At 60.9% G+C, this 12,244-nt stretch carries 8 protein-coding genes and 3 rRNA genes; all 11 read right to left on the bottom strand.

The window, feature by feature from the left end; translation table 11 throughout:
* Positions 1–42: 42 nt before the first annotated feature.
* The 11 genes from ACWZHB_RS34325 to ACWZHB_RS34275 all read right to left on the bottom strand — a co-directional run bounded on the left by ACWZHB_RS34325 (position 43) and on the right by ACWZHB_RS34275 (position 12,217).
* Positions 43–333 carry an ATP/GTP-binding protein gene (locus ACWZHB_RS34325; RefSeq protein WP_427905817.1) on the bottom strand — a complete coding sequence of 97 codons (291 nt, stop codon included), beginning with the start codon at positions 331–333 and terminating at the stop codon, positions 43–45.
* An 11-nt stretch (positions 334–344) separates the two neighbouring features.
* On the bottom strand, positions 345–1,088 hold the full coding sequence (gene nucS, locus ACWZHB_RS34320; RefSeq protein ID WP_427905816.1) for an endonuclease NucS: 744 nt from the start codon (positions 1,086–1,088) through the stop codon (positions 345–347).
* A gap of 75 nt (positions 1,089–1,163) precedes the next feature.
* A 5S ribosomal RNA gene (rrf, locus tag ACWZHB_RS34315) occupies positions 1,164–1,280 on the bottom strand.
* Positions 1,281–1,391: 111 nt separating this feature from the next.
* Positions 1,392–4,526, bottom strand: a 23S ribosomal RNA gene (locus tag ACWZHB_RS34310).
* 338 nt (positions 4,527–4,864) lie between these two features.
* Positions 4,865–6,381 (bottom strand): 16S ribosomal RNA (locus ACWZHB_RS34305).
* The 16S, 23S and 5S rRNA genes sit together here, the layout of an rRNA operon.
* Positions 6,382–6,825: 444 nt before the next feature.
* A complete protein-coding gene (murA, locus tag ACWZHB_RS34300; RefSeq protein ID WP_427905815.1) occupies positions 6,826–8,106 on the bottom strand; it encodes a UDP-N-acetylglucosamine 1-carboxyvinyltransferase in 1,281 nt (426 codons plus the stop codon).
* 91 nt (positions 8,107–8,197) lie between these two features.
* Positions 8,198–8,776 carry a cob(I)yrinic acid a,c-diamide adenosyltransferase gene (locus tag ACWZHB_RS34295; protein WP_427905814.1) on the bottom strand — a complete coding sequence of 193 codons (579 nt, stop codon included), beginning with the start codon at positions 8,774–8,776 and terminating at the stop codon, positions 8,198–8,200.
* Complete coding sequence (locus ACWZHB_RS34290) at positions 8,773–9,201, bottom strand: DUF2550 domain-containing protein (protein ID WP_266296152.1); 429 nt, start codon at positions 9,199–9,201, stop codon at positions 8,773–8,775. Before ACWZHB_RS34290 ends, ACWZHB_RS34295 begins: the two co-directional genes overlap by 4 nt.
* Positions 9,202–9,387: 186 nt before the next feature.
* Positions 9,388–9,765 carry a F0F1 ATP synthase subunit epsilon gene (locus ACWZHB_RS34285; RefSeq protein WP_427905813.1) on the bottom strand — a complete coding sequence of 126 codons (378 nt, stop codon included), beginning with the start codon at positions 9,763–9,765 and terminating at the stop codon, positions 9,388–9,390.
* A 6-nt stretch (positions 9,766–9,771) separates the two neighbouring features.
* Complete coding sequence (gene atpD, locus ACWZHB_RS34280) at positions 9,772–11,220, bottom strand: F0F1 ATP synthase subunit beta (protein ID WP_056817894.1); 1,449 nt, start codon at positions 11,218–11,220, stop codon at positions 9,772–9,774.
* A gap of 25 nt (positions 11,221–11,245) precedes the next feature.
* Positions 11,246–12,217, bottom strand: a complete 972-nt coding sequence (locus ACWZHB_RS34275) for a F0F1 ATP synthase subunit gamma (protein ID WP_427905812.1) — start codon at positions 12,215–12,217, stop codon at positions 11,246–11,248.
* Positions 12,218–12,244 lie beyond the last annotated feature (27 nt).

Raw genomic sequence — 12,244 nt, 5'->3', positions numbered from 1 at the left:
CTCGAATCATCGAGGCGGCCTTCGGTTTTCGGTGCTGTGGAGTCAGGACCAGCGGCGGGTGATGCCGCGGGTGCGTCTGCCGTTCCAGCAACCCTGGTGCCAGTGTCTGCGGTCGTCCTCGCCACCCTCGGCGGCCCAGGCGACGATATGGGCGACACCGGCCGCGATCTCGTGGTCGCAACCGGGACACCGATAGGTCTTCACCGCACGGGCGCCGGGAACCGTTCGCACGATATAGGTTTCGTCGCCCGGTCCGTCCTCGGTGCGGCCGTACACATCACCGATCGGCCTCGGCCCCGTAGAACGGCCGCTGCGCGGTCTACGTCGCGCCATGCCCACTCCTCCTAGAACAGGCGGAAAACGTTGCTCTCCGTGCCACGTAGCTCGTCGTAATCGAGCGTGAGGCAGCGAATTCCACGGTACTCGGCCAGCGTCTTCGCCTGCGGCTTGATCTGCTGCGCCGCGAACACCCCGGCCACCGGGGCGAGCAGCGGGTCACGGTTGAGCAGTTCGAGGTAGCGGGTGAGCTGCTCGACACCGTCGATGTCACCGCGTCGCTTGATCTCCACCGCCACCGTGGCGCCGTCGGCATCGCGGCACAGCAGGTCCACCGGGCCGATCGCGGTCATGTACTCGCGCCGCACCAGGGTGTACCCCTCCCCGAGCTTCGTCACGTGCTCGGCGAGCAGCTCCTGCAGATGCGCTTCGACACCGTCTTTCACCAGACCGGGATCGACGCCGAGCTCATGCGAGGAATCGTGCTCGATCTCCTCGATGGTGATCCGCAATTCCTCGCCGGCTTTGTTGGTCACCACCCACAGCGCCTTGGCCGTCACCGGCTCCGCTGTCTGCTCCTCGCGTAGGGGCCGCACACCGGCAGGCAACTCGGCGGGCATCGCGTCGGGCACGTCCTGCTCCACCAGCCAGCACGGCGGGCTCATCCAGTTCAGCGGCTTGTACGAGCCGCCGTCGGAGTGCACGAGCACCGACCCGTCGGCCTTGATCAGCAACAGCCGTCGAGCCATCGGGAGGTGGGCGGTCAGTCGACCGACATAGTCGACCTGGCAACGAGCAATGACGAGGCGCACCCAAGCACTGTAGGCGACGGTTCCGGGAACGCAAAAAGGCCCCCAACCAATGGTTGAGGGCCTTTCGCAATGATGTTCCGGCAGTGTCCTACTCTCCCACACCCTGTCGAGTGCAGTACCATCGGCGCAGGTGGCCTTAGCTTCCGGGTTCGGAATGGGACCGGGCGTTTCCCCACCGCTATAACTACCGTAACTCTATGAAACTAGACAGCGCTCCCCACACAACAACCCCAAAAAAGGTCTGTGTGAGTGTGCTGCAGTGTCTGTTGTTTCAGAAACCGCACAGTGGACGCGTAACACCTTTGTAGTAAGCCCTCGGCCTATTAGTACCAGTCACCTACACCAGTTACCTGGCTTCCAATTCTGGCCTATCAACCCCATGGTCTGTAGGGGGCCTTAACCCATCAAGTGGGAGAGAAACCTCATCTTGGAACAGGCTTCCCGCTTAGATGCTTTCAGCGGTTATCCCTTCCGAACGTAGCCAACCAGCAGTGCTCCTGGCGGAACAACTGGCACACCAGAGGTTCGTCCGTCCCGGTCCTCTCGTACTAGGGACAGCCTTCCTCAAGTTTCTTACGCGCGCGGCGGATAGAGACCGAACTGTCTCACGACGTTCTAAACCCAGCTCGCGTGCCGCTTTAATGGGCGAACAGCCCAACCCTTGGGACCTACTCCAGCCCCAGGATGCGACGAGCCGACATCGAGGTGCCAAACCATCCCGTCGATATGGACTCTTGGGGAAGATCAGCCTGTTATCCCCGGGGTACCTTTTATCCGTTGAGCGACACCGCTTCCACTTGCCGGTGCCGGATCACTAGTCCCGACTTTCGTCCCTGCTCGACCTGTCAGTCTCACAGTCAAGCTCCCTTGTGCACTTGCACTCAACACCTGATTGCCAACCAGGCTGAGGGAACCTTTGGGCGCCTCCGTTACATTTTGGGAGGCAACCGCCCCAGTTAAACTACCCACCAGGCACTGTCCCTGAACCAGATCATGGTCCGAGGTTAGAAGTCCAATACGATCAGAGTGGTATTTCAACGACGACTCCCACAACACTAGCGTGCCGCTTTCACAGTCTCCCACCTATCCTACACAAACCGTACCGAACACCAATACCAAGCTATAGTGAAGGTCCCGGGGTCTTTTCGTCCTGCCGCGCGTAACGAGCATCTTTACTCGTAATGCAATTTCGCCGAGTCTGTGGTTGAGACAGCAGAGAAGTCGTTACGCCATTCGTGCAGGTCGGAACTTACCCGACAAGGAATTTCGCTACCTTAGGATGGTTATAGTTACCACCGCCGTTTACCGGGGCTTAAATTCTCAGCTTCGCGGACAAAGTCCGCTAACCGGTCCTCTTAACCTTCCGGCACCGGGCAGGCGTCAGTCCGTATACATCGTCTTACGACTTCGCACGGACCTGTGTTTTTAGTAAACAGTCGCTTCTCTCTGGTCTCTGCGACCTTCCCCAGCTCTGAGTGCAAGACTCGTCACCAGGGCAGGTCCCCCTTCTCCCGAAGTTACGGGGGCATTTTGCCGAGTTCCTTAACCACAGTTCTCTCGATCGCCTTAGTATTCTCTACCTGACCACCTGTGTCGGTTTGGGGTACGGGCCGTGTACCAGCTCGCTAGAGGCTTTTCTCGGCAGCATAGGATCACTGAATTCCCCTCAACGGGTACGCATCACGTCTCAGGATATGTGTGTGACGGATTTGCCTATCACACTCCCTACACGCTTACACCAGGTATTCCATCACCTGGCCCAGCTACCTTCCTGCGTCACCCCATCGCTTACCTACTACAACCGGGGTCCTGTGCAGCAATCATCCCTCTCACCCGAAGGCTCGATAAGACAACATTTGGACAGTTAGCACAACTGATTCAGCATTGGGCGCGGATACACGGGTACGGGAATATCAACCCGTTGTCCATCGACTACGCCTGTCGGCCTCGCCTTAGGTCCCGACTCACCCTGGGCGGATTAACCTGGCCCAGGAACCCTTGGTCATTCGGCGGACGAGTTTCTCACTCGTCTTTCGCTACTCATGCCTGCATTCTCACTCCCGTGGCCTCCACAGCTAGTTCACACTGCTGCTTCCACGGCCACAGGACGCTCCCCTACCCATCCACACACCTGGCCCTGCACGAATGCAGGACGGGTTATTGTGTGAATGCCGCGGCTTCGGCGGTGTACTTGAGCCCCGCTACATTGTCGGCGCAGGATCACTTGACCAGTGAGCTATTACGCACTCTTTCAAGGGTGGCTGCTTCTAAGCCAACCTCCTGGTTGTCTAAGCGACCCCACATCCTTTTCCACTTAGTACACGCTTAGGGGCCTTAGCCGGCGATCTGGGCTGTTTCCCTCTCGACTACGAAGCTTATCCCCCGCAGTCTCACTGCCACGCTCTCACACACCGGCATTCGGAGTTTGGCTGACTTCGGTAAGCTTGTAGGCCCCCTAGGCCATCCAGTAGCTCTACCTCCGATGTGAAACACGTGACGCTGCACCTAAATGCATTTCGGGGAGAACCAGCTATCACGGAGTTTGATTGGCCTTTCACCCCTACCCACAGCTCATCCCCTCAGTTTTCAACCTAAGTGGGTTCGGGCCTCCACGACGTCTTACCGTCGCTTCACCCTGGCCATGGGTAGATCACTCCGCTTCGGGTCCATAATGTGCGACTGAATTTCGCCCTATTCAGACTCGCTTTCGCTACGGCTACCCCTCAACGGGTTAACCTCGCCACACACCGATGACTCGCAGGCTCATTCTTCAAAAGGCACGCCATCACCCCACACACTCGAAAGTGGAGGGCTTTGACGGATTGTAAGCGCACGGTTTCAGGTACTATTTCACTCCCCTCCCGGGGTACTTTTCACCTTTCCCTCACGGTACTAGTCCGCTATCGGTCACCAGGGAGTATTCAGGCTTACCGGGTGGTCCCGGCAGATTCACAGCAGATTTCACGGGCCCGCTGCTACTCGGGAGACATCCACAACAGCCAAGAAGTTTTCGTTTACCGGACTATCACCGTCTATGGCAGGCCGTTCCAGACCACTTCAACTAACCACTTGGTTTCTTACTGTTGCTCGACTCGGCAGAGTCGAGAAGAATGTTCCCACTACCCCAACCAGACAACGACTGCCGTCTATCACATCTGATTGGTTTAGCCTCATCCGCTTTCGCTCGCCACTACTCACGGAATCACTGTTGTTTTCTCTTCCTGTGGGTACTGAGATGTTTCACTTCCCCACGTTCCCTCCACACACCCTATATATTCAGATGCGGGTAACACGACATCACTCGTGCTGGGTTTCCCCATTCGGAAATCCTCGGATCTCAGCTCGGTTGACAGCTCCCCGAGGCTTATCGCAGCCTCCTACGTCCTTCATCGGCTCCTGGTGCCAAGGCATCCACCGTACGCTCTTAAACACTTACTAACAAAGATGCTCGCGTCCACTGTGCAGTTCTCAAACAACACACCCGCACCGGATTGATTTCCTGACCTACTCACCAACCCGAAGGTTGCCAGCGGTTTCGAAGGAGATCCGAGCGGATCGTTTGTTTTGCCTTGAAAAAACACTTTCGCGTGTTCTTTCAGGACCCAATAGTGTGTCGGTATACCCATCGCGGTCGAAGACATTGCTTCGACCGAATGCGATGAAAGTTGTCAGTGTTCCACCCATGAGCTCCAGCCGGACCACGAATGGGTCCGAAACTGTCTCTGCCAGCAGCGATCTCGACTCTTCGAGACGCTCACTGGAGAAGTGCTCCTTAGAAAGGAGGTGATCCAGCCGCACCTTCCGGTACGGCTACCTTGTTACGACTTCGTCCCAATCGCCGATCCCACCTTCGACGGCTCCCTCCACAAGGGTTAGGCCACCGGCTTCGGGTGTTACCGACTTTCATGACGTGACGGGCGGTGTGTACAAGGCCCGGGAACGTATTCACCGCAGCGTTGCTGATCTGCGATTACTAGCGACTCCAACTTCACGGGGTCGAGTTGCAGACCCCGATCCGAACTGAGACCGGCTTTAAGGGATTCGCTCCACCTCGCGGTATCGCAGCCCTCTGTACCGGCCATTGTAGCATGTGTGAAGCCCTGGACATAAGGGGCATGATGACTTGACGTCGTCCCCACCTTCCTCCGAGTTGACCCCGGCAGTCTCTCACGAGTCCCCGCCATTACGCGCTGGCAACATAAGATAAGGGTTGCGCTCGTTGCGGGACTTAACCCAACATCTCACGACACGAGCTGACGACAGCCATGCACCACCTGTACACCGACCACAAGGGGGCCTACATCTCTGCAGGTTTCCGGTGTATGTCAAACCCAGGTAAGGTTCTTCGCGTTGCATCGAATTAATCCACATGCTCCGCCGCTTGTGCGGGCCCCCGTCAATTCCTTTGAGTTTTAGCCTTGCGGCCGTACTCCCCAGGCGGGGTACTTAATGCGTTAGCTACGGCACGGATCCCGTGGAAGGAAACCCACACCTAGTACCCACCGTTTACGGCATGGACTACCAGGGTATCTAATCCTGTTTGCTACCCATGCTTTCGCTTCTCAGCGTCAGTTACTTCCCAGAGACCCGCCTTCGCCACCGGTGTTCCTCCTGATATCTGCGCATTTCACCGCTACACCAGGAATTCCAGTCTCCCCTGAAGTACTCTAGTCTGCCCGTATCCCCTGCAAGCTTAAGGTTGAGCCCCAAGTTTTCACAGAAGACGCGACAGACCGCCTACAAGCTCTTTACGCCCAGTAATTCCGGACAACGCTCGCACCCTACGTATTACCGCGGCTGCTGGCACGTAGTTGGCCGGTGCTTCTTCTACAGGTACCGTCACTTGCGCTTCGTCCCTGTCGAAAGGGGTTTACAACCCGAAGGCCGTCATCCCCCACGCGGCGTCGCTGCATCAGGCTTTCGCCCATTGTGCAATATTCCCCACTGCTGCCTCCCGTAGGAGTCTGGGCCGTGTCTCAGTCCCAGTGTGGCCGGTCACCCTCTCAGGTCGGCTACCCGTCGTCGCCTTGGTAGGCCGTTACCCCACCAACAAGCTGATAGGCCGCGGGCCCATCCTGTACCGATAAATCTTTCCACCACCGACCATGCGATCGGTGGTCATATCCGGTATTAGACCCAGTTTCCCAGGCTTATCCCGAAGTACAGGGCAGATCACCCACGTGTTACTCACCCGTTCGCCGCTCGTGTACCCCGAAGGGCCTTACCGCTCGACTTGCATGTGTTAAGCACGCCGCCAGCGTTCGTCCTGAGCCAGGATCAAACTCTCCGTTGAAGACTCTCGAAAACACCCCGAAGGGCGCAATCAAAATTATCTAACTAGAGTCCGAAAACCTAGCAAAGCCAAACACCAGCAAAAAAGATTCGCTGTTGTTTTCAATGTCCAACTCTCATGACCGGGGGGTACATGAGAAGTTGGCACCAATAATAATTATTGGCACTGACATTCATCGACACACTATTGAGTTCTCAAAGAACACACGCACACACTTCTACCCACGACTTCTCGGAGGGGTTTCGGTGAGGCAAGGGTTCGTACTTTAGCTCAGAAGGCTCATCGGAAGCAAGTCCCGAAGAGGTAACCCTGAACACATGATCAGTCAGGCGCTCAACGTCCTACCTCGTGTCCGAGCCAGTGGCTCAGTCGGCGTCCGTGTCGCTCTGACTCGAATAAAGTTACGCACCGACCAACACGAAGTCAAATCGGCTGGTCAGCACCCTATTTCGGCGTATCGACCCGTTCGACCTGTCCCCCGAGCGCCTGCATCTGCTCGACGAACCGGGGGTAGCCACGGTCGATGTGATAGACGTCGTGCACTTCGGTGACGCCATCGGCGACCAGGCCGGCCAGCACCAGGCCCGCACCCGCGCGGATGTCGGACGACCAGACCGGCGCACTCGACAACCGCGGGATGCCACGGACCACCGCATGGTGACCATCGGTCCGGGCGTCGGAGCCGAGCCGGATCATCTCCTCGACGAAACGGAACCGTGCTTCGAAGACGTTCTCGGTGATCATCGACGTGCCATCCGCGATCGCGGCCAGGCCGATGGCCATCGGCTGCAGGTCGGTCGGGAAACCGGGGAACGGCAGCGTCGCGAAGTTCACCGCGCGCGGACGCTCGGCCTGCACGACCCGGAAACCGTTGGGCTCGTAGGAGATTCGCGCGCCGGCCGAACGCAACTTGTCCAGCACCAGGGCCAGGTGCTTCGGGTTGACACCGGTGACCCGGACGTCGCCGGTGGTCATCGCCGCGGCGATTCCCCAGGTGGCGGCGACGATGCGGTCGCCGATCACCCGGTGGGTGGTGGGCGAGAGGCTCTTGACGCCCTGCACGGTGAGCACGGAGGAACCGGCACCGTCGATCTGCGCACCCATTTGCACGAGCATGGTGCACAGGTCGACGATGTCGGGCTCGCGCGCCGCATTGTCGATGACCGTCTCCCCCTCGGCCAGGACCGCGGCCATCAGGATGTTCTCGGTCGCGCCCACCGACGGGAAGTCGAGGCGGATCCGCGCGCCCTGCAGCTGTTCGGCCGACGCCACGACGCAACCGTGCTCGATCGCGCTGGTCGCACCGAGCAGGCGAAGGCCCGCCTGGTGCATATCCAGCGGACGCGATCCGATCGCGTCACCACCAGGCAGCGCCACCACGGCACGTTTGCAGCGCGCCATCAGCGGACCGAGCACACACACCGAGGCGCGGAACTGGGTCACCGCGGGGAAATCCGCGTGGTACTTGGGCTCGGCCGGGGTATCGATCGTCACCACCGAGTTGTCGCCGCTGACGTCGTCGGAGATCGTCACATCGCAGCCGAGGCCGCGCAGCACCTCCGCCATCAGGGGGACATCGAGGATGTCGGGGCAGTTGGTGATGGTGGTCGTGCCCTCGGCCAGCAACGAGGCAGCCATCAGCTTCAGCACGCTGTTCTTCGCGCCGCCGACCGCGACCTCGCCGACGAGTCGATTGCCGCCGGAGACCAGAAACCGTTCGCTCACGAGGTCAGCTTATCGACCGTCGCGCGGTGACACGCCCCCCTGGCACGAAAGAACAGGAAACCGGCCGATTCTCCGCGCCGGAGAGCCGGTTTCAGCGTGGGAGGCCGCCGCCGGGCTGCCACAGCACATCGCCGGCGGGATTGGTCGCCCGGCTGAGGATGAACAGCAGGTCCGACAGTCGATTCAGGTATTTCGCGGGCAGCACGCTGGTGTCGTCGGGGTGCGAATCGACGGCCGCCCACGCGGATCGCTCGGCTCGGCGCACCACGGTTCGCGCTGTGTGCAACAACGCAGCCAACGGCGTGCCGCCGGGCAGAATGAACGAATTCAGCGGTGCCAGACCGTCGTTGAACTCGTCACACCACTTCTCGAGCCGGTCGATATAGGGCTCGGTGATGCGCAGCGGCGGGTACTTCGGCTCGGCGACAACCGGGGTGGACAGATCGGCGCCCGCGTCGAACAGATCGTTCTGGATCTGGCGCAACACCGCCAGCACATCGGGTTCGGGCGCACCGAGGGCAACGGCGACACCGAGGGCCGCGTTCGCCTCGTCGCAGTCGGCGTAGGCGATCAGCCGTGGATCGTTCTTGGCCACGCGGGAGAAATCGCTGAGGCCGGTGGTTCCGTCGTCACCCGTACGGGTGTAGATCCGGGTCAGGTGCACGCTCACGACGGGCCTCCACGAGTACGGCGGGCGCGATCCGATGGTCGCGACTCCACCCAGGACAGAAAAGCCGCCATCGAACCGCGGTCGAGCGCGAGCTCGAAACTGCTGTGCGGATCGGTGACGGCTACCACCACGATGTCATCGGTCATGATGTCGAATTCGTCGCCCTGCGGCGCTCGGCGCTCGACTATTTCGAGGCCTTGCCGATGCACCGTGGAATCGGGACCGAATTTCAGGCTGGTCAGTTTGAAGAATACGAGGCGATCCTCGTCGTAGCGAATGAGCCCGTGCCGCCAGCCTTGGCCGCCGCGCGCGGGCAGTGCGCGTAGGAGCGCGGCTGTGCCCCCTCGACGCAGCATCACCAGGCGATAGGTCGAGGCTCCGGCTACGAACACGAGCGTCAGCACCAGAATGATCAGGAGAACCATCCCGGTTTGCAATGCCGTACGCCCTTTCGCTCTTGCCGGTGTCCAAGACACCCCTGCTCCCCCATTCAATCACGCTCGCTCAGGCACAAACCGGGCGGACCGCTTTTCCCCTTGAAAAGGCCCGGTAAACAACTCTGCCGGCGAGGAACCGAAGTTCCTCGCCGGCAGAGAGCCGTACAACTGCTGTCAGTCGGTGACGGTCGCTTCGACCGCACGCACCTGGCCCTTGGCCGCACGCAGCTCCACCTCGGTGGCGCTCGCGTCGCTCAGCACCTTGCGCGCCGCGTCGACGTCGACCTCGCCCGCGAGATCCGCGGACTCGGCCAGCACCCGCACGGTGTCGGCGGTAACCGAGAAGAAGCCGCCGTGCACCGCGGCGACGATCCGCTCGCCGTCGGTCGACACGATGGAAACCGTGCCGCCCTCGACGAGCTGACCGAGCAGCGGCTCGTGGCCTGCCATGATGCCGATCTGACCCTCGGTGGTCTGCGCGCTGACGAACGAAGCCTGGCCGGACCAGATCTTGCGCTCGACAGCTACGAGATCAACTGTCATCTCCGCCATAGTGGACTACTTCCCGAGGATCTTCTTCGCGGCTGCCTCGACGTCGTCGAGACCACCGCAGGAGTTGAACGCCTGCTCCGGGTAGTGGTCGAACTCGCCCTTGCAGACACGGTCGAAGTCGTCGATGGTCTGTTCCAGCGGAACGACCGAGCCGACCTGGCCGGTGAACTTCTCGGCGACGATGAAGTTCTGACCGAGGAACTTCTCCAGGCGACGGGCGCGACCGACGAGGACCTTGTCCTCTTCGGAGAGCTCGTCCATGCCGAGGATGGCGATGATGTCCTGCAGTTCCTTGTACTTCTGCAGGATCCGCTTGACCTCGTTGGCGACCCGGAAGTGGCGCTCGCCGACGATCGAAGCCTCGAGGATACGAGAGGTCGAGGTCAGCGGGTCGACGGCCGGGTAGATGCCCTTCTGCGAGATCGGGCGCGAAAGCTCGGTCGTCGCATCCAGGTGGGCGAAGGTGGTCGCCGGCGCCGGGTCGGTGTAGTCGTCGGCGGGGACGTAGATCGCCTGCAGCGAGGTGATCGAGCGACCCTTGGTCGAGGTGATGCGCTCCTGGAGCTGACCCATCTCGTCCGCCAGCGTCGGCTGGTAACCCACGGCCGAAGGCATACGACCCAGCAGGGTCGAGACCTCGGAACCGGCCTGGGTGAAACGGAAGATGTTGTCGATGAAGAGCAGCACGTCCTGGTGCTGGACATCGCGGAAGTACTCCGCCATGGTCAGCGCCGACAGGGCCACGCGCATACGCGTGCCCGGCGGCTCGTCCATCTGGCCGAAGACGAGGGCGGTGTCCGGAAGGACGCCCATCTCTTCCATTTCCAGACGGAGGTCGGTGCCCTCACGAGTACGCTCACCGACGCCCGCGAACACCGAGGTGCCCGAGAACTCGCGAGCGATACGGGTGATCATCTCCTGGATCAGCACGGTCTTGCCGACACCGGCACCACCGAACAGACCGATCTTGCCGCCCTTGACGTACGGGGTCAGCAGGTCGATGACCTTGACGCCGGTCTCGAGGATCTCGGTCTTGCCCTCGAGCTGGTCGAAGCTCGGCGGCTGACGGTGGATGCCCCACTGCTCGCCGTCCCGGCCGAGGCCGGGTGTGTCGAGGCAGTCACCGAGGGCGTTGAACACGTGGCCCTTGACGATGTCGCCGACGGGCACCGAGATCGGCTTGCCGGTGTCGGTGACAGTCGCGCCACGGACCAGGCCGTCGGTCGGCTGCATCGAGATGGTGCGCACGATGTTGTCGCCGAGGTGCTGAGCGACCTCGAGGGTGAGGGTCTTGGCCACCGACGGGAGCTCGATGTCGGAGTTCAGAGCGTTGAACAGCTCGGGGATGGCGCCACGCGGGAACTCGACGTCCACGACGGGGCCGATGACACGGACGACGCGTCCAGCGGTTTCGCCCGCCTTCTTCGCGTTGTCCTGAGTGACAGCTGCGGTCATTAGATTGGTTCTCTTCCTGCGCTTCTTAGTCGCGGTCCGAGCTCGACGCCAGCGCGTTGACGCCGCCGACGATTTCGCTGATTTCCTGCGTGATCTGGGCCTGACGCACCGAGTTCGCCTCGCGCTGGAGCACATTGGCCAGCTCGTTGGCGTTATCGGTCGCCGCCTTCATTGCGGTGCGCCGAGCCGCGGACTCGGATGCCGCTGCCTCGAGCAACGATGCGTAGATACGCGTGTTGATGTACTTGGGCAGCAGCGCCCCGAGTAGCACATCGGCGTCCGGCTCGAACTCGTACTGTGCCGTGGCCACCACGTTCGGCGAGTCCGACATGATGTCGTCGCCGAGCTCGTAGTTCTCGTCGACGTAGCTGACCTGGATCGGCGCCAGGCGGCGCACCTCCGGGTTCTGGGTCAGCATCGACACGAACTTGGTGTACACGATGTGCAGCTCGTCGACACCCTCGATGGTTCCGGTGCCGTCGAGCGAGGAGACCTCGCCGTCGGAGCCGGCCATGAAGGCCTCGACCAGGTGCTGGCACGCGGCCGACGCATCGGTGTACTTGGGCTGCTGGGAGAAGCCGAACCACGACGCCTGGAACGGACGGTTGCGGAACTTGTAGTACGTGATGCCCTTACTGCCCATCACGTACAGAACGGGTTCCTTGCCGTCGCCACGCAGCGTGGTCATGAGCTCTTCGGCGCGCTTGAGCACGTTCGAGTTGTAGCCACCGCACATACCGCTGTCACTGGTGATCACCAGGACAGCGGCCCGACGAGCGTTGGGACGCTCGGTCAGCAGCGGGTGCGACAGGTTCTTCGAAGCGCTCGCCAGTTCGCCGAGGACCTTGGTGATCTCCTCGGCGTACGGCTTGGCGGCCGCAACCCTGGCCTGGGCCTTGGAAATTCGCGAGGTCGCGATCAGTTCCTGAGCCTTGGTGATCTTCTTGATCGAATTCACACCACGAATGCGGGAGCGCAATTCGCGCAAACTTGCCACTAGCGGTTCACACTCCCTTCATTCGCC

It is taken from the genome of Nocardia sp. FBN12 (assembly GCF_054031145.1).
Note: the sequence above shows the minus strand (reverse complement) of the source record. Positions and strands in the feature narration are given on the sequence as shown.